The organism is Methylomonas sp. MK1 (assembly GCF_000365425.1).
In the GTDB taxonomy this organism is placed as follows: domain Bacteria; phylum Pseudomonadota; class Gammaproteobacteria; order Methylococcales; family Methylomonadaceae; genus Methylomonas.
The window spans coordinates 1814873-1833893 of record NZ_AQOV01000001.1 but is presented as its reverse complement, the minus strand read 5'-3'; the positions used below and the strand labels follow the sequence as shown (position 1 = coordinate 1833893).

Annotated in this window: 17 protein-coding genes; 11 read left to right on the top strand and 6 right to left on the bottom strand. The window is 52.6% G+C overall.

From position 1 onward, the window contains the following. The first annotated feature begins 2 nt into the window (after positions 1-2). The 3 genes from arsS (at position 3) to G006_RS0108615 (ending at position 2626) form a co-directional block, all read left to right on the top strand. Positions 3-965, top strand: coding sequence for an arsenosugar biosynthesis radical SAM (seleno)protein ArsS (gene arsS, locus G006_RS0108625; RefSeq protein WP_020482782.1), 963 nt, complete (start codon positions 3-5; stop codon positions 963-965). 230 nt (positions 966-1195) lie between these two features. Then, positions 1196-1495, top strand: coding sequence for a nitrate/nitrite transporter NrtS (gene nrtS / locus G006_RS25275; RefSeq protein WP_020482781.1), 300 nt, complete (start codon positions 1196-1198; stop codon positions 1493-1495). 66 nt (positions 1496-1561) lie between these two features. Beyond that, positions 1562-2626, top strand: coding sequence for a cobalamin-independent methionine synthase II family protein (locus G006_RS0108615; RefSeq protein WP_020482780.1), 1065 nt, complete (start codon positions 1562-1564; stop codon positions 2624-2626). Positions 2627-2803: 177 nt separating this feature from the next. Here the strand turns inward: G006_RS0108615 and G006_RS27025 are convergent, their stop codons facing one another. Next, positions 2804-3298, bottom strand: a complete 495-nt coding sequence (locus G006_RS27025; RefSeq protein ID WP_020482779.1) for a MerR family transcriptional regulator — start codon at positions 3296-3298, stop codon at positions 2804-2806. A 280-nt stretch (positions 3299-3578) separates the two neighbouring features. Here G006_RS27025 and G006_RS0108605 point away from each other — a divergent pair, with 280 nt between their 5' ends. Genes G006_RS0108605 through G006_RS0108590 form a run of 4 tightly spaced genes read left to right on the top strand, consistent with a single transcriptional unit; the run spans position 3579 to position 7850 of the window. Next, positions 3579-5729, top strand: coding sequence for an FAD-dependent oxidoreductase (locus G006_RS0108605; RefSeq protein WP_020482778.1), 2151 nt, complete (start codon positions 3579-3581; stop codon positions 5727-5729). 16 nt (positions 5730-5745) lie between these two features. Then, on the top strand, positions 5746-6429 hold the full coding sequence (locus G006_RS0108600) for a TIGR04283 family arsenosugar biosynthesis glycosyltransferase (RefSeq protein WP_020482777.1): 684 nt from the start codon (positions 5746-5748) through the stop codon (positions 6427-6429). Beyond that, positions 6429-7220 (top strand): sterol desaturase family protein, encoded by a 792-nt coding sequence (locus G006_RS0108595; protein WP_020482776.1) that lies wholly within the window; start codon positions 6429-6431, stop codon positions 7218-7220. The genes G006_RS0108600 and G006_RS0108595 overlap by 1 nt, the downstream gene beginning before the upstream one ends. Positions 7221-7223: 3 nt before the next feature. After that, positions 7224-7850 carry a TIGR04282 family arsenosugar biosynthesis glycosyltransferase gene (locus tag G006_RS0108590; protein WP_020482775.1) on the top strand — a complete coding sequence of 209 codons (627 nt, stop codon included), beginning with the start codon at positions 7224-7226 and terminating at the stop codon, positions 7848-7850. A gap of 37 nt (positions 7851-7887) precedes the next feature. Here the strand turns inward: G006_RS0108590 and G006_RS0108585 are convergent, their stop codons facing one another. From G006_RS0108585 to G006_RS0108575, 3 genes are all read right to left on the bottom strand, one after another. Continuing rightward, positions 7888-8109, bottom strand: coding sequence for a tautomerase family protein (locus G006_RS0108585; RefSeq protein ID WP_020482774.1), 222 nt, complete (start codon positions 8107-8109; stop codon positions 7888-7890). 82 nt (positions 8110-8191) lie between these two features. Continuing rightward, entirely contained in the window at positions 8192-8794 is a 603-nt protein-coding gene (locus G006_RS0108580) for an isochorismatase family cysteine hydrolase (protein WP_020482773.1), read from the bottom strand. 28 nt (positions 8795-8822) lie between these two features. Further along, complete coding sequence (locus tag G006_RS0108575) at positions 8823-9404, bottom strand: carboxymuconolactone decarboxylase family protein (RefSeq protein ID WP_020482772.1); 582 nt, start codon at positions 9402-9404, stop codon at positions 8823-8825. 139 nt (positions 9405-9543) lie between these two features. On the opposite strand from G006_RS0108575, the gene G006_RS0108570 reads away from it, so the two are divergent. Beyond that, positions 9544-10419, top strand: a complete 876-nt coding sequence (locus G006_RS0108570) for a helix-turn-helix transcriptional regulator (RefSeq protein ID WP_020482771.1) — start codon at positions 9544-9546, stop codon at positions 10417-10419. A gap of 234 nt (positions 10420-10653) precedes the next feature. Here the strand turns inward: G006_RS0108570 and G006_RS25265 are convergent, their stop codons facing one another. Together G006_RS25265 and mobI are read right to left on the bottom strand one after the other, a co-directional pair. Continuing rightward, the gene (locus G006_RS25265; RefSeq protein ID WP_051067675.1) at positions 10654-12015 is read right to left on the bottom strand and encodes an IS1182 family transposase; all 1362 of its coding nucleotides are present in this window, start codon (positions 12013-12015) and stop codon (positions 10654-10656) included. A gap of 259 nt (positions 12016-12274) precedes the next feature. After that, positions 12275-12760 (bottom strand): conjugative transfer protein MobI(A/C), encoded by a 486-nt coding sequence (gene mobI / locus G006_RS0108560; protein ID WP_020482769.1) that lies wholly within the window; start codon positions 12758-12760, stop codon positions 12275-12277. 488 nt (positions 12761-13248) lie between these two features. Between mobI and G006_RS0108555 the strand changes: the two genes are divergently transcribed. The 3 genes from G006_RS0108555 (at position 13249) to G006_RS0108545 (ending at position 19021) form a co-directional block, all read left to right on the top strand. Then, on the top strand, positions 13249-14259 hold the full coding sequence (locus tag G006_RS0108555) for a conjugal transfer protein TraF (RefSeq protein WP_026146931.1): 1011 nt from the start codon (positions 13249-13251) through the stop codon (positions 14257-14259). Beyond that, positions 14256-15707, top strand: a complete 1452-nt coding sequence (locus G006_RS0108550; protein ID WP_020482767.1) for a conjugal transfer protein TraH — start codon at positions 14256-14258, stop codon at positions 15705-15707. The genes G006_RS0108555 and G006_RS0108550 overlap by 4 nt, the downstream gene beginning before the upstream one ends. A 116-nt stretch (positions 15708-15823) precedes the next feature. Next, the gene (locus tag G006_RS0108545) at positions 15824-19021 is read left to right on the top strand and encodes a conjugal transfer protein TraG N-terminal domain-containing protein (protein WP_020482766.1); all 3198 of its coding nucleotides are present in this window, start codon (positions 15824-15826) and stop codon (positions 19019-19021) included.

The window sequence follows — 19021 nt, the reverse complement described above, 5'->3', positions numbered from 1 at the left end:
GCATGCACGACACCAAACCTCTGCTGATCGACAGCGACTTTCCGGCCCTATTCCGCAAGCCGTTGGAAGTGTTGCAAATCAATCTCGGCTACCTGTGCAATTTGAGTTGCGTGCACTGCCATGTCAACGCCGGCCCCAAGCGTACCGAGATGATGAGTCGGGAAACCGTTGATCAGGTGCTGGCTTTGGCCGAAGCCTCCAACATTCACGCGCTGGATTTGACCGGCGGTGCGCCGGAAATGCATCCGCAGTTTTTGTATCTGGTTCGTTCTGCGCGCCGATTGGGTATTAAAGTCATAGACAGATGCAATCTGACCATTTTGGAAGACCCACGTTATCGATTTTTGGCCGATTTTCTAGCGGAACATGAGGTAGAGATCGTTGCTTCCTTACCGTGTTATTTGCAGGAAAATGTCGACAAACAACGCGGCAAAGGCGTGTTCAAAGACAGTCTGGCAGCCTTACAGCGCCTGAACCGCTTGGGTTATGGTCAACCGGACAGCGCCTTACAGCTTAATTTGGTTTTCAACCCGCAAGATGCTGTGTTGCCGCCCGACCAGCAGCAACTGGAACAAGCTTACAAACAGCACTTGCAACACCATTACGGCATCGTCTTCAACCGCCTGTTTGCCATCGCCAACATGCCGATTCAGCGCTTCGGCAGCACATTGATCAGCCATGGTCGCTTCGAATCGTATCTGACTTTACTAAAAGACAGCTTTCGCGCCGACAACCTTGAAAACCTGATGTGCCTGAATACCCTCAGTATTGACTGGCAAGGCACTGTCTACGATTGCGATTTCAATCAGATGCTGGATTTACCGTTGGGCGCCGCAGCCAAACCCAAACTACATATCAGCGAGTTGTCCCTCGCACAACTGCAAAACGCACCGATAGCCACCGCCGCCCATTGTTACGGTTGCACCGCCGGCCAAGGCAGCAGCTGCGGCGGAGCTTTGCTCTGAGTTTGGCCTTATCCGGGCTTAAGCAAGCAATTAAAAGCGCCTGCTTGGATGGTTTTGTGCATTGAATGAAACGTGCGAGAATTTACAAAATATAACCTTAATGATATATTTTGAACAAAGAGCGTGACTTAGCGTTTTTGTCGAGAGCGTTTAATTGCATGGCTTTATGCGCATTGATTTTTGCCGTACAGCGCGCTCAAAATCTACATTTTTGTTAGAGGTGATCCTGGATGTTTAAGTGGATGGGTTGCAATGACGCAGTAGGAAGTTGCTTTGCAAAATTACTTGATCTGCACCGAACTGCCACCCGGCTAGGCATATACCGCCGCTCCGGCAAGGTCGCCTTAGTCGTCGGCACCCTGTTGAATTTGATCAACCAACCGCAAGCAGTGTTCGGCCTGCTGTGTTTGGATTACCCGGCGATGCAAAGACTCGATGTGGTCAAGGCGCTATTAACCTATAGCGTGCCTTTTCTGGTGGCCACTTACGGCGCTTTAACCGCAATTGCTCATCAGCGGACAGACCCGTAAAGCCAACCATTCACTTCACTTCACTTTACCTAGCCCCATTCCCTTAACGCCATACAGGAACGCGACATGTCCATACCCACCGAATCCATAGGCAGTATTCCCCGTCCGCCGCAATTGCTCGAAGCACTGCGGGATTTTCGCGCGGGCAGCCTATCGCAACAACGTCTCGATGCCTGCTACGACGAAGCGGTACGCGACACATTGCAACGTCTTGCGGACACGGGTTCACCGGTGATCTCCGATGGCGAACAGACCAAGTCCAGCTTCGCCACCTACCCATTACAAGGTTTGCACAACATCGCCGAGGACGGCATCGTGATTCCTTTTGCCGACGGCCACACCCGGCAACTACCCAGATTAACCGCAGGACCGTTTCGCTACGGCGTCTATGCCGGCGCATTTGTGCAGGCCGCCAAACGCTACACCACGCGCCCACTCAAGCAGGCGGTGATTTCGGCTTCCGCCTTGAGCCTGCTTTATCCGCAACAAGGCATAGACGGCTACTCGCGGGACGCTTTTATCGATGACTTGATCAAGGAAACGGTGGCGGATATTCGCGGTTGTTTGGACCAAGGCGCACACCATGTGCAAATCGATTTCACCGAAGGCCGCTTGTCGGTCAAACTCGATCCGTCCAAGCAATTGCTGCGGAACTTTATCGACCTGAACAACCGGGTATTGGCACACTTTACCCCGGAACAACGCCAACGCATCGGCGTGCATACCTGTCCCGGCGGCGACCATGATTCCACACACAGCGCCGATGTCGATTACGCCGACCTGCTGCCGAGTTTGTTCCAGCTCGATTCTGGTAATTTCTATATGCAAATGGCCAGCGAACCTGATCCGGAACATGTTTTAGCCATCATCAAGGACAATATTCGTCCTAACCAACGGGTGTTTGTTGGCGTTATCGACGTGCTGAACCCCGACGTGGAAGCACCGGAATTAGTGCGAGATCGTGTATTGCGCGCAGCCGAATACATCCCGCTGCATCAGCTCGGCACCACCGACGACTGCGGTTTTTCGCCTTTCGAAGACGACACCTCGACCGGGCGGGACACGGCATTCGCCAAAATCAAAGCCCGCGTCATTGGTACGGAAATGGCTACCAAGGTGTTGAATAGCTGAATGCGGTGCGATTTGCGGTTCGAACGGGCCACAAAGCGTAATGGCTAAGGGGTAATGCACCGAATGTTAAACGAATCCATACGGCGGAATAAGGCTACGACAATTGAGTTCCTTCGTATTACGCTCTACAGCAATAAATGCCATTAACGTAATATTTGAAATGGCCCGGCAACTTGGTCACGGACAACTTGGATCCCAAACCAGGCGCCCTATGTTGGTCAAATCGACGTTTTTATTCACCGGACAGTCCGGGCAATCCTGGCGATTGGGGCGATTCTGACAATTCCCGCATTGGCGGATCAGCATATCCGCCCGTTCCAGATCGCGATCCAGTTCTTCCAAATCCTCCAGCAAGCCCCGGATTCTGGTGCGCAAGTCATGCAGGATCGGCCTCATCGCGGCTGATGCTGCTTTGCCGGAAGCACATCGCTGTCGGGTTTGAGCGAGTTTTTGCACCGATTCCAGCTCGATGCCGACCCGACCAAGCTGCAACGCGATAGCCATGCGCTTCAAATCTTTCCGGGCATAAAGACGGGTGCCGCCCTCGGTGCGGTCAGGAGCGATCAGTCCAAGTTCCTCGTAAAGCCGAATGGTTCTTGGCGTGGTGCCAAGTTCATCGGCCAATTCACCGATTTTAAGAACATCGCGCTGGTGTTTAGGCGGCAGGCGCATAATGGGTGACAAAATATAAGGTAGACGTCACATAGTGTAGGTATTGCACTAACCGAACACAAATTTTGCCTATCAGGAGTGCCTGAAAGAATCTTGATCTACTAAGTGGCGATGATGTCTATTAAACCAGTGAAATTAAATTTGCCGAGATAGTTGTCAGGAATGACTGGCAAACACGACTAACAGGCAAGCCCAATAGTACTTAAGGAACATAAATGTTTAGCCAGACAAACCGCCAACACCCTTCGAAGCCTAGCCCACTCAGAATTGGTAGGTCGGCATGAAAACCTCCAGACTTTTGTTATTGCTGGGTATTGCCGCATTGGTGGCAACATTTTTTGCCTTGGACTTGCAGCACTATCTGACGCTGGATAACTTGAAGGCACAGCAGACCAGTAACGCCGATTACCGTCAGGCTCACCCAGTACTGGCTATGGCACTCTATGCCGCGTTGTACATCGCGGTCACTGCGCTGTCATTACCGGGGGCGACGATATTGACCCTGGCTGGCGGCGCGGTATTCGGATTGTTATGGGGTACCTTGATCGTCTCGTTTGCTTCCAGCATCGGCGCAACCCTGGCGTTTCTGGCCGCACGGTTTTTGTTGCGCGACTGGGTCAAATCTCGGTTTAGCGCCCGCTTGCAGGCCATAGATGAGGGCGTGAGTCGCGACGGCGCTTTTTATTTGTTTACCTTACGTCTGGTGCCGTTGTTTCCGTTTTTCATGATCAATCTAGCGATGGGTTTGACGCCGATCAAGACCAGGACGTTTTACTGGGTTAGCCAGGTCGGCATGCTGGCCGGTACTGTGGTTTATGTCAATGCCGGTACCCAGTTGGCGAAAATCGATTCACTCTCCGCTATTCTGTCTCCAAGCTTGCTGGGTTCGTTTGCCTTGCTCGGTGTATTTCCTTGGGTGGCCAAACACATGCTCGAATTTTTCAAGCAACGCAAAATTTACGCGAACTGGCCTAAACCCGACCGTTTCGACAACAATCTAATCGTGATCGGTGCCGGCTCAGGTGGTTTAGTGTCGGCCTATATAGCTGCTGCCGTGAAAGCTAAAGTGACCTTGATCGAAAAGCACAAAACGGGCGGCGACTGCCTGAACACCGGTTGCGTACCCTCCAAGGCGCTGATTCGTTCGGCCAAGTTGTTGTCGCATATCAAACGCGCGCCCGAGTTCGGCATCGCCAAAGCCGAGGTTGAATTTGATTTTGCGGACGTGATGGAGCGGGTGCAACAGGTGATCAAAACTGTGGCGCCGCACGATTCCGTCGAACGATATACCGAGCTGGGCGTGGAGGTCATCGAAGGCTCGGCCAAAATCGTCTCGCCCTGGGCGGTGGAAGTGGCTACCGCCGAAGGTGTGAAAACCATCACTACGCGTTCGATAGTCATCGCCGCCGGCGCCCGGCCTTTCGTACCGCCGATTCCCGGACTGAAAAACATCGATTATCTGACCTCGGATAATATCTGGAACTTGCGCGAATTACCCAAGCGCCTGCTGGTGCTGGGCGGCGGCCCGATAGGCTGCGAATTGACGCAAACCTTCGCCCGCTTGGGCAGCCAGGTCACACAGGTGGAAATGGCGCCGCGTCTGATGCTGCGGGAAGATGCCGAAGTGTCGGACATCGTCCAGGCCCGTTTCCGCGCAGAAGGCGTAGATGTACGCGTCAATCACACTGCCAAGGAGTTCGTCGTCGAAAACGGCGAACACATTTTGCTGGCGGAAACTGACGGGCAAATCGTCAGAATCCTGTTCGACAAAGTGATTATCGCCATTGGCCGCACCGCCAATGTGCAAGGCTATGGTGTCGAGGAGCTGGGCATTGCCTTGTCACCGCGCCTTACCCTGGAAACCAACGCCTTTCAGGAAACCAACTATCCGAATATTTTCGCCGTCGGCGACGTCGCGGGACCGTATCAGTTTACTCACACCGCCGCGCATCAGGCTTGGTACGCAGCGGTCAACGCCTTATTCGGACACTTTAAGAAGTTTCGTACCGATTATTCGGTGATCCCCTGGTCGACCTTTACCGACCCGGAAGTCGCTCGCGTCGGTCTGAATGAACAGGAAGCGCAAGCGCAGAATATCGCTTATGAAGTATCGACCTACGGAATAGCCGATCTGGACCGGGCGATTGCCGACGGCGAAGCGCATGGCTTCGTTAAAGTGCTGACTGTGCCGGGCAAGGACAAAATACTCGGCGTCACCATCGTCGGCGAACATGCTGGCGACTTACTGGCTGAATGTGTGCTGGCGATGAAACACAACATTGGTCTGAATAAGATTTTAGGCACTATTCACATCTATCCAACCATGGCGGAAGCTAATAAATATGTAGCGGGCGTCTGGAAACGCAATCACGCGCCCATGGTATTGCTGGAATGGCTGGGCCGTTATCATGCTTGGCGGCGCAAGGCTTGAGGGACAAATTCAAGACATGACTTACCAGCTTAGTATCGTCATCCCAGTTCTCAACGAGGCCGGACAACTCCCTGCTAAATTACATGCCTTGCAAGGTCTGCGTGATCGTTGCCAGCTGCTGCTGGTTGATGGCGGCAGTCACGATGATAGCCCGGAAATTGCCAAGCCTCTGGTCGATAAGGTCATACTCGGTTCTCGCGGTCGTGCCATACAAATGAATGCAGGCGCTTCGCAAGCTGAAGCCGAGGTATTGCTGTTTCTGCATGCCGATACTCGGTTGCCTGACAATGCGATTGATTTGATCAACCAGGCCATGGCCGAAGGTTTTCAGTGGGGTCGTTTCGATGTGGCCTTCGACAGCCCTAAACCTATCTTCAAACTGATAGCCTTCATGATGAACCAGCGCTCACGGTTGACCAGCATTGCCACCGGTGACCAAGCTTTGTTTATAACCCACTCAGCATTTGCAGCGGCGGGCGGCTTTCCGGAGATTGCCCTGATGGAAGATATTGCCATCAGCGGCAAGCTGAAAATACTCGGTAAACCCTGTAGTTTAAAGGCCAAGGTGCTGACTTCGGCACGGCGCTGGCAACAACATGGACTATTCAAAACCATCCTACTGATGTGGTGGCTACGCTTGGCGTATTTTTTTGGTGCCGATCCCAATGATCTGGCCATGTGTTATGACGGGAGACGGTGATGGAAGCCATGCTGCGCTTTGGCGTGTTTATCGGTATTTTAGTGTTGATGGCGAGTTGGGAATTGCTAAGTCCTACTCGGTATTTAAGCATCCCACGCCGTCAACGCTGGAGCATCAATCTTGGTTTGGCGGCCTTGAATGCGGGTGTGATGCGCATCAGCATCGGTGCGGCGGCCTGGCTGGCAGCGAACTGGGCCGTCGACCAACAGCTTGGCCTGTTTAACAACTTACCCGTACCTGATTGGCTAAACATTTCGCTAAGCCTGCTTTTACTGGATTTGGCGATTTACGCGCAACATGTCGCGGCCCATCGTTGGCAATGGTTCTGGCGTCTGCATCAAGTCCATCACAGCGACCTTGATTTCGACACCACCACCGCCGTGCGCTTTCATCCCTTAGAGATCATGCTGTCCATGGCTTACAAAGTATTGCTGGTGATTGCACTCGGTGCCGATCCTCTGGCCGTCATCGCGTTCGAAATCATCCTGAATGGCTGCGCATTGTTCAATCACGGTAATGTCAGCCTGCCGCCGCTTTTCGAGCGGATGCTGCGTTATCTGTTGGTTACGCCGGGCATGCACCGGATTCATCATTCCGCCCGGCAACAGGAAACCGACAGCAATTTTGGCTTTTCCTTGTCGTGCTGGGACCGCCTGTTCAAGACCTACTGTCATCGATCACAGCAACCGCAAACCGAAATGACTATTGGCTTGAACGGATTTCAAGACCGACAAGAGCTGGGTTTCTTCCAGTTATTAGCCATGCCGTTTCGACCTTTGCGGAAGCGCTGATCTATGGTTTATCAATTTCCCGACAGCGTCCTGCTAATTTTTTGCAAAGCACCGATTCCCGGCCAAGTCAAAACCCGGCTACAACCGGCCTTGAGCGCAGAAAAGGCGGCTAAAGCCCATCGGCAGCTCACTTATATGACCCTGGATCGGGCCTTTCAGCAGTCTTTGTGTCCAGTCGAACTTCATTGTGCGCCGGATACCAGCCATGCCTTCTTTCAAGATTGTGCATGCCGCTACCCGGTCACACTCAGGACTCAGCACGGTTCCGATTTAGGGGAACGCATGCAGCAAGCCTTCGAAGATGCATTGGGCCGACACCGGCATGCATTGCTGATGGGTTGCGATTGTCCTAGTCTTTCCGGTGACGACCTGCGTTGGGCACTGACGGCGTTAAACCAAGGACACGATGCGGTCATTGCACCCGCTGACGATGGCGGTTACGTCATGATCGGCTTAAACCAGGTGCAACCGGGACTGTTTGGCGACATGAGCTGGGGTCATGACCAGGTCATGTCGGCCACCCGTCGCCGGGCCAAGGACATCGGCTTGAACCTTGGCGAACTGGACAGTCAGTGGGACGTAGATATTTACCAAGATTGGCAACGCTACTTACTGTTGGTAAATGGCTGAGGCGGCAGAAGACTCCGCCGCGCCCAAAACCTTGAATTTACGGATTACCTCGACTCATTGACCTTAAGGCGTCGGTGGTCACGGGTTGTCCGCCAACGCCCCATTCGCCTGACGCGACATCTTCGATCAATACCCAGGTGACCGGGCGCAGGCCTTCGCCTTCCACCGAGACAATAGCATCGGTGACTTTGCTGATGATGGCCTGTTTTTGTTCTAGCGACAAATAGCCGCTAATGCCTTTAATCTGTACAAGTGGCATAGTGTTACTCCTGATTTAATGATTGAGTATAAAAACTACGATGCGCCAACTCGAAAGAAGTGACGCATCCCCTGGTATCCGCTTATGCTGCCGCTCGATCCAGGAATACGTTATAGGTCATAGGCTCGCTGAACATTGGCCAGTTGTGTTCGATTGAAGCGTCGTACTGCTCTAAGCCGATAGTGGCGCTGGCATCGGTAATTCCGAACACGCGATAGCCTTTGTCGTAAGCAGCGCGCATCGTGGATTCGATACAAATGTTGGTTAACTGTCCTGCCAGGGCAATGGTGGTGATGCCATGTGATCGCAAAACAAAATCCAGATGTGTGCCGGCGAAGGCATCGATGCCTGATTTACCCTCAACGACAATATCGTCGGCTTGAATGTCGATGCCTTCGGCAAGGGCACTGCCCCAGGTACCTTTGATTAACGCACCGGCATTTTTTACCGCTTGCAGAATGCCGTATGGCTCATCGCCCATTTCCCGATAATCGGCCGAGAAGCCGATAGGCACATGCACGATCAGCATACCGCTAGCCCGTGCCGCCCGGATCAACTCGTTTTGGTGGGCTTTGACATCGTAGGTTTCCAATACCGGCTTCAATAACGGGTATAGTTTGCCGCCTTCTGTGAGAAAGTCGTTTTGCAGTTCCAATAAAACCACTGCGGTTTGTTTTACTTTCATGGTGTTTACCTATTGATGAGTCAATCGATCAAGCACACTGCCGACTGTTGCATTGCGCTGGTTCGTCCCAAGCTTCGGCCTGGAATGCGGTGTCCAATGGGATATTGATAATGTGGTTGGTGTAGTTGCTGAGGGTTTTGAATGCCACGCCCAACACCACTTCCAAAACCTGCGCCCGGCTGTAGCCTGCCGTGATAAATTTGTCTAAGGTTTGACCGCAAACTACGCCACGGTTTTTCACCACTGCACGGGCAAATCCAGCCAATGCCTCCAATTTGCTGTCAGGCAGCGGTTTACCGTTGCGCAGGGCTTCGACGATAGCCGAATCGGCTTTGACCATCTGTTTAGCGATCATCGAATGCGCGGCGACACAATAAGTGCAATTATTCTCGGCGCTAATGGCCAGCAAAATGACTTGCTGTTCGGTCGGGCTAAACGACGTTTGGTCAAACAAAGCCGTCAACTCGATGTAAGCTTTCAGAGCCGCCGGCGCTTCGGCCAAACCGCCGTGCAAATTGGGCACGAAGCCGTATTTTTTTAGCGAGCCTTCCAGTAAAGGTTTTGCCGTGGCATTGGCGGTCAGGATGGAATGAATTTGAAATTGGGACATGATGTCTCTCCTTTAATTTAAAAACATGAGGTGTAATGCCGATGCGAATTCGTTTCGACGGGGATAGGTTAAGAAAAACCATTGCTTCATCCCATGCGCACACTTCCGGCGTACTTGTCCGATATTCCGGGAGTAAACGATGGATGCCTTGACCCCGTTGATTAATGGATTGAATCTGCACGCCAAATTGGTCTATTCCGGTGGGGTGTGCGGGCGTTGGTTGATGGACCATAACTCGGAAACCTCGGTGTGGTTTCATTTAGTCAGTAAGGGACGCGGCTTTGTCCACTCGCCGCACTGGGCTGCACCCTTATCGCTGGATGTGGGTGATCTGATTCTGTTTTTGCCGCATGCCGCGCGGCATTTTCTGTCGTATAGCGCCGAAGATTTGCCGGATAACGATTGCGACACCCGAATGGCGCCTTGGGCTGAGGGTGACGTGGGGTTCGTCTGTGGCGAAATTCAACTGGCCGCGCCAAAATCCCTGTTGTGGCAGGCGCTGCCGGCCGAAATAGTCATACGGCAAAGCCAAGCTGGAGCGATCCTGACGCGATTGCTCGAACTAGTAATAGCTGAAGCGTCAACACCGCGGTTTGGCAGCGATTCGGTCGTGGAGCGCTTATGTGATAGTTTGTTCGTCTTGGCAATTCGGCATTGTATCGAGCAAGACTGGGTGCGCGAGGGTGTGTTTGCCGCCATGCAGGACAAGCGCCTAGCCAAAGCGCTGAGCTTGATTCACGAGCAGCCTTGGCAAGCATGGACGCTCAACACATTATGCACCCAGGCTGGTGTTTCCAAGTCAGTGTTGTCGGAGAAATTTGCCGCCTTGATTGGCCATTCGCCCATCGAATATCTAACGATATGGCGCTTGCAAATCGCTGCGCACTGGTTAATGGAGCCGAACATGACCGTAGAGCGCGTAGCGGAAAGGAGCGGCTACGAGTCGGTGCCTGCGTTCAGCAAAGCCTTCAAACGCCATATTGGGGTAGCACCTGGTGCCTTTAGACGCGTTTAGAAATTTGTCTGATATGGGAGGGTAAATTCTTGAAAGTCCGAACTTAGATCACAAGCGGCCATTCAACAGATTGATTCTTCATTATTCTGGATGTCTGGTTTTGGCCGATTGTGTTGAAAAAGGCGGTTATTTGAGTGTGAGCCGGAAGGGCGTTTTGATTGATTGCCGTAGTTTTGCAGAAGCTGGCAGGTGAGTTTTTTGCTTTCTGGTGCGTAAATACGGCTTATATTGCCGTTATGCTGGTATTAATTGGGGTACTGGCTCATTGATGGCCAACCTCTTCGCCATTCGCCTTAGATTTTGGGCAGTCGCTGCCAGTAGGAACTCATCTTTGGCATTACTGAAGCCTCGTAAACGTAGTTTGTCCATCTTCAATATGCGCTTGAGATGGGCAAACAGCATTTCCACCTTCTTGCGCTCCTTGCGTGACTGCTTATAAGCATCGGTTTTGGTAATGGCTCGAGCGACATCACGGGCTGATTCATGGGGGCTTCGATCGATTTGACGATTAGCCATGTTAGGACAACACTGCGATTTGAGCGGACAGGCTTGGCAATCCAATTGGCTGGCGCGATAGCGATAAGGGTTTTTCTGTTTGCTACGCCAAGCGGGTTTCAGACACTTACCCGCTGGACAGATATACTGATTATTGTCCGCCTCATAAGTAAAGTCAGAGCGGCCGAAGGTGCCATCAGTGCGTTCTGACTTATCGAATACGGGTACATGTGGTGCTATATCTTTTTCATCGACTAACCATCCGAGCATGGCAGCTGAACCATAATTGGTATCGCCCACCAAACGTTCGGGCTTCAGACCAAACGTCTCTTCTACCCGATCAATCATGGTCCGAGTCGCCTCCACTTCGGCGGCTTTATTAACCGCTGAGGCTTCTACGTCGAGGATGATGCCGGCTTCCAAGTCGATCAAGTAATTGGTTGAATAGGCAAAGAATGCGGGGCCACCGGGTGCCGCCGTCCAGGTAGCCGCTGGATCAGTCAGTGAAAGCGTCCGGGTGGGCTCTTTGGGGTTATTCGTTTCTTCTAGTGCCGCGAGATATTCACGGACCGGACGTTCTGCTTGAGCGGGATCGCCCCAGTCAATGTCGTCACCATTTTCTACTCGACGCTGCCGTTGTGCATCGGCTTTGATGATGCTGGCGTCGGTGGCAAAACCCTCGCCACGCACCAAGCCTTCCGCCATGCATCGTTTCAAGACCGTTTCAAATACGAGCCGAAAAGCCTGACTGTCCCGGAAACGGCCCAGGCGATTCTTGGAAAAGGTGGAATGATCCGGCACCGGATCGTCTAAATCCAGTTTGCAAAACCAACGGTAAGCCAAGTTGACATGTACTTCTTCACACAGGCGACGTTCGGAACGAATGCCAAAACAATAACCGAGGATTAACATGCGGATCATGAGTTCGGGAGCAATCGATGGCCGACCGATGGGGCTGTAATACTCTGCCAATTGCTGACGAAAATCACCCAAGTCCAGAAAATGGTTAATGCCTCGCAGCAGATGATCTTTGGGAATGTGGTTTTCGAGACTGAAACAGAAAAACAACTGCTCCTGAATCCCGGATTGTTGTCCCATCATGGCGTCACCTCATGATTGCGTGGCTGTTCGCTGTATTTTACTACTTTAGGAACCGTATATCAGGGGACTTTTTCAACAGAATCGGCCGTTATGACACAGTGATAATTTCAATTTGCTCGCCGAATTCCGGACATTCGAATGGATTACAGGATGTATTAATCGTTGAAATTGAATGGCCATCCCGACCGACAGGTAATCGCCGTATCGGGGTCTATCTTTCTAGCAAGCCCATTGGAACAATGCTCGTAATCTTGCAATCTCAACCGATGAATTTGTTATTGGCTTCGGCTTCAATTACCCTGCAATAACGTTGCACCGCATCTCGAATTTTTCCCAATCGATCGAGCTGTTGCCGGATATGGGCAAACTCGGTTTCCAGTTCTTCAACTAATTCCGCTTCCCAGGTGGGTTCGCCCTTCAGCAGATTGCCAAGCTGATAACGATAGCCACGGCCTTTCTTAACGTACTGCGCAATGGGCTTGGTTTGACCCTTTTGCCGCAACGTGGCCATGCGGTACCACTCAATGCTGAAAGCGCGTTGGTTTTCCCGGCAGCGGATGCGGACGCCGATTCGGCCCGATTCGCTTTTGCTGTGTTTCTGGCGCTGGCTTTTCAATTGGCGCCAATAATCATCGACCAATACTTTGGCTTGCGCCTGGAGATGATCGCACCGGGTTTCGATCCAATGCAATATGTCTTGTTCGGTGAGAGTGGACTGAGCGTTGACGGGTCGTTCGCTGGACATGAATTTTCCTATTACTTAACTGTAGGGATAGACATGGACAATGCCTAATGGAGTTTTCTGTTCATTGCGAACCTTGGAAAGCGCCTTACTGCATAGCCATATGCACATTGAATCCCTACCGCAGTAGGCATTTCACTGTCATTTTCCCGATGGTTCATTTAGGCATTGCCTTGGCAAAACGGCGTGATTCATGCCTACCTAGGAAATAACTTCGGCTTTCAGGCCGATTACCGTTGCCTCGTTTCCCTACTAGCGTAGGCAAATCGAAAGTCGATTTCCTGTTGGGATTTACGGGTCATCGCCCGTTCGCAATAACGCCGGCATTTTAGGCAACCGACATGGGATGCCGATTGCAGTTGACGCCGAATTTGCGATCGTCTGCCGTTACGGTGGGATTCTGCGATAGCTTTTCGAACCATCTTGCAGCTGATGGCGTTTTCGTCGTCAGCTGCAAAAGTCGCTGGGAAGATCTGACGGACAATGGCGCGATGAACCGAAATGCCATTTCTTTACCGATCATCTTGAGCTTGTGTCTCAGAGCCTCTCTGGCGATGGGTAAGGACGACACGTCCGAAGTTTCCTATTTCGTCGACAAGCAGCGCGGCTGGTTTTGGTATGAGGTGTTGCCTGAGCCGGTTAAAAATGCCCAACCCGAAATTCAAGACGATCAGCAAAAGCCCAAACCTGACATCAAACCGCCCAGCGTCGTTCAGGCTGAAATTGAACCAAAAACACAAGCCAAGCCCTCTGCAGAACCCCAACCAATGTCCTCGGCCTGGTTGAAGCAAAACCTGGAGCATTACCTGAACCAGGCTATCGACGATCCCAGTCCCGAGAATGTAGCGGCGTTTTATTACCTGCAGCGTGTGATGATGGACAAAGCAGAGCGTTTTACCAACGCGGCCCGTTACGTGGTGATGTCCGATCCGCAACTCGATGAAACGGTGCGCCGTCCGGTAGCGACCTATGCGGCTAACGAAGCCAATCATAAAGCCAGTGTGGTCGCCGAACAGGCTTTGAAAGCGATTGCCGCCCAAGCCGGTATTTTGTTTTTCTTCCGGTCCGATTGCCCTTATTGCCATGTGCAGGCGCCGATTCTGGCCATGCTGGAAAACGCCTACGGTTTCAAAATCTATCCCGTGTCGCTCGATGGTTTACCGATGCCGAACGGCTTTTTCAGTCAGTTCAAACGTGATAACGGTCAGGCTGCGATGTTGGGGGTTGAGCAAACCCCGGCGCTGTTTCTGATGAAACCGCCCAAGCAAATTGTACCGTTGGCGCAAGGCGCATTGTCGCTGGAAGAAATCACCGGTCGGATTCTGCTAGCCGCCAAGGAAGCGGGTTGGATCGATGCTTCGCAATATCAAACCACTCAGGGTATTCGCAATACGCCGATGCTGTTACCAACGGCTGGCAGTATCAGCCCTGCGGTCACTCAAGATCCACTGTCACTGATCCAGGCACTGCAACGCAGTGCGCATTTGGGGAGTACACCATGACGTCATTTTCGTTTCGATTACGCTATCGACAAGTCGTTGTATTGATTTTGTTGGTTGAGAGTTCAGTTCCAGCTTACGCCGACCTGCAACAGGAAATGGACAGCATGTTCGGCACAATGACCAACTACTCGGCACCGACTGCGCATCTGGGGCAACGCCGTGGCGTAATAACCGGCGGCAGTTTGGTGGCGCGCAATGGCATCACCAACACCAATCTGGTCTCGTTCGTACCGCCGTCGTTCAGTGCCGGTTGTGGTGGTATCGATTTGTTCGCCGGTAGTTTCAGTTTCATCAACTTCAACCAATTCGTGCAATTGATGCGTAACGTGGCCGCCAATGCTTCAGGCTATGCCTTTCAACTGGCGGTCGGCGCCATGTGTCCCTGGTGTGCGTCGGTGATGACCGACCTGCAAAAGAAAATCCAGGAAATGAACCAGATGTTCAGCAACTCCTGTCGGTTGGCGCAGGGCTTGGTCAACGATACGGTCAAAGCCTTCGATCTGCAAAGCAAAACCAATCTGTCCAATGCCGCGTTTACCCAGGGCATTTCAGATGTGTTTTCCAGTTGGACCAATACCAGCACCTTGGGCGATCCGGTACAGCAAATCAAGCAGAACGATCCTACCGACATGACCAAGGTGATCCAGGGCAATCTGGTCTGGCGAGCCTTGGTCAATCAGAACGCCGGCGGCTGGTTCCGGTTCGGCGGCAATAGTTTGCTGGAAGCGGCGATGAGCATATCCGGTACGGTGATCGTCGATGCGCCCCAGGCCGCACCCGATGGCAAAGGCGAAAACAATGCCATCAGCGCACCGCCGCCGGTGTTGCGGATTAAGGATTTGATGTACGGCAATGACGCTGGTAACAGCTATCAAACTGTAAGGATGTACACCTGTTCGGATGGCCACGATGCCGATCAGTGTCTCAAACCCATTGTCCAGAACGTCAACCTGATCGGCTTGAAGCAACGGGTCATGGACATCCTGTTGGGATCGGCCAATAGCGGCAACGGCCTGATCTACAAATTCTCGACCAACAGCGGCCAAATCACCGACAGTGAAAAAGCCTTCATGCAAACCGTGCCGGATGCCATCGGCGGCATGATTCATAACCTGGCGCGGGAAGACGCCGGCATTGCCAAACTGTGGGCCGAAGAAGCGGCACCGGTGATTGCCTTGGAACTGGCGCAACTGATCGTCAACGATTTGCTCAATGCCGTGCAAACCGCCGCGCACATGAACGACCACGCCTACGCCAAATTGCTGATGGATGCCTTGAAGGATGCAAGGGAGCAAATCCAGGATGAATACGTCACCATCGCCGGCCGCTACGGCAATCCGCAAACCTTGATGGCGTTTTACCAGCAGTTGATGACCACCGTGAAGCCTAAACACTACGGCACCGTGGCCCAATTGCCGGCGTCTGGCACCGCTTGGCCAACGCCTTAATGGAGTCAACCGCATGAGGCTCTGTCCGAATAGCACTACAAGACTCGCTTACCAGTGCTTTCTATCAATCGTAGGCGTGTCTTGGTTTTATCCTATTTCTTTAAAGGCAATCGGCCATGTTTGAAATCTTTTCCGTGGGCGATTCCGCCTATCTGCAAGCCGTACTGAATGCCATTGCGATGATTTCCGGTACCGGCGATTACCGTACTGCCGCAGCCGTGGGTGGTTTGATCGGCGTCATCATCGTCATGCTGCGGGCGTTGTTGCAATGGGATGGTCGCGGCATTCGTTACCAAGATTTATTATTGGCCTACGTGTTGTGGCTGATGCTCTATGCGCCGTCGGTGCGGGTGTCGATCGAGGATGCGTATACCGGCAGCGTTGTAGTGGTCGACAATGTTCCGTTGGGGCCAGCGGTTGTCGGTAGCGTGATGTCAAACATGGGCTATCGCACGACACGCTTGTTCGAACAAGGCTTTGGCACACCGTCGATGACCGGCAATGGTTTTGCCGACAGTTTGCAGACCTTGACCGCGGTACGGAAGAATCTATTGTCGCGGGTGAATCTAGGCGCGGCTAACGTACCGAATGCCAGCAGCGATATGGAAACCTCGTTCGCCAATTACGTGCGCGAATGCACGTTGACCGGTGTCGATCTGAATCAAAAATCGGTGGACGCCATCTTACGCGATGCTGATCCGTTGAATGCGATCAGGTTTGATTCCGACATTTACATGACGCAAATCTATGTCGGCGGCCAACCGCAAACCAAAACCTGCACGGATGCCTGGGCCGACTTGAGTGGGGTGGCCACCGGTAATTTCGCGACGGCGCTGGAAGGTTTACTGCAGCCCTCACTTGGTGTGCCGGCGGCAGCCGACACGGTGCCGAAAATTCAGGACGCCTTCGATGCCCTGGCGGGGCCAGGTGTAGTCGATGCCGCCGATTACATGCTGATGTCGGCCATCATGCCAATGTTCGAGAAAGGCGTCATCGGCCGGCATGAAGACGGCTTGCATTGGAACAAAGCGGCGATGGTCGAGCAAGCCATTCAGCAACGCAATACCCAATGGGCTGCCGAACAAACGCTGTTTGCCAAGATCGTCCGGCCGATGATGGCGTTCATCGAAGGGCTAAGTTATGCCATCGCGCCGATCATGGCGTTTGTGGTGATGCTGGGCAATGTTGGCATTCGGATGAATATCGGTTACTTCTCGATGTTGCTGTGGATCCAGTTGTGGATGCCGATTCTGGCGGTAATCAATCTGTTCATCCAGATGTCGGCCGCCGGTAAAATGGCGGCGCTGACCACGGCCACCTACAACCTACCGTCAATGATGGGTATCTACCAACTGGACATGGAGTTGCAGCAATGGCTGTCGATTGGCGGCATGTTGGCCGCATCGACGCCGGCCATTACCTTGATGCTGATTTATCGCGGGGCAGTGACTGCCACCCATTTCCTGGGACGAATGGATGGCGGCGATTACGTGAACGAAAAAATCGCCACGCCGGATGTGATCAGCCCGGCGCCAGTCTTGAATGCCCAGGCGCAACATCAATACAGTCCGTTGTCGGCGGTCACCCAAACCGGAGTCGACAAGGTCCTGCCGGCCTTTACCGCCGGCAAGGATATGAGTACGGCAGTGTCGTCGGCCTATTCCGCATCGGAACAAGCCACCAGCAGCTTCATGCACAGCGTGTCATCCACGGCCTCGAAATCGGCCAGCATCACCAGCGATGCCTTTGACAGTCGGTCGCTGGGCAATCAAATCGCCAGCAGTTCCAGTTATACCGATGCCTATAACCGTCAGTTCGGTGAAGCCTTCGCCAAGAAGCATGCCGATACCGGTGTATCGGCCGATCAATTCTCGGCGTTGGTGGCCGGCAGTGCCAATGCTGGGGCCAAGCTGGGTAGCGACCAACTCAGCGGCGCAATATCTGGCCGCTTGCAGAACGATTTCAAAGTCAGTCAGGACAAGTCCGATGCGATTGCCGCGGACATCAGCCAAACGGTCAACGACAGCCAAGGCTACCAAGCCGGCTTAGCCAAAAGCCTGGCGATGGATGCACAAACCGGTACCCGAAACGTCGCCTCAATGGGACTGCAAAATCAATCGTTGTCCTCGTTGCAACACAACGCAACTGATGCGGTATCCGCCAGCGAATCCTATCAACAAACCCTATCGGCCCAACAACGATTCGGAACACAAGCCAGTTTCGGTGCGGCGGAAACGGGATACAAAATCGCGCATGATTCTGGCTTGATGGAACGTCTGGATCGCACGCTGGATCAATACGGCTTGCGAGGCGATACACAGCGATTGGCCTCGCAATGGAAAGCCGCCGGTTGGATTAGCGATGCCGATCAGGCCTATGCCGCCGCCGGCATGTCGTTATTGACCGGCTTCTCCTCACCCAGTTACCGCACGCTGGACGATCAGCAATCGCACCAGGCGCAACTCTCGGGTTATCAACTGCTCGGCGATGCTTTTAATGCGCCGCAAGCCGATCAAAGCTGGAATGCCAGCCGGAATGAATCCCTGAAAGCCAGCGCTCCGGAAGCTGGCAGGGTTCAGGCATCAGTCGAACAGGCCAATCTCAAAGACCCACGCGCTGAAACCGAATCGCTAAATCAGCGTGCTCAGGCGCATATTGGTTCAGCGACGGAAAAAATTGCCGGCGGCGAAGCCCATATCGACGCACAACATGATCGTAATTTGGCAGAGCGTGAACAAAATTCAAGAGAAGGTTTCGGTCAATTGGCGAATGTCAAAGCGGAGCACTTTAGGCAATCGATTGCGGCAGCGGCCAATGACACGCCTTCGGTAGCGGAGGCAACATACGATTACCTGGGAGGGAGTATTTATAATACCGCCAAGAATATCGAAGCCGTGGGTTCTTCTGGTGCTGAAAGCATTAAAGAATTTACTTCAAATACTACAGAAGCTTACTCGAACGGAGCAAGCTTTTGGGATTCCGTAAAATACGGAGCCTCTAAATCTTACTCCGGTTTTATTCAAACTACCCAGGCTTGGGCAGACCAAAGAATTAATGAAATCGGTGACAAATTAACGCCAAGTCAAAAAACATATTACCGAGCAGCAATGTTTGAAGCATTCGCTGGAATATCAGTTGGTGGAGGATATAGCGGAAATTTGGCCGCAGCAAAACAACAATTGATCAAAGAGGAAGGAGACATTGATGGCAACAATATTTCAAAGTTATTGATGAGTGCAGCCGGCCAAAATCGCATGGATCTCATAGATCAGATTAGTAGCTTTAATCGAGCTAGAGGACTAATTAATTATTAA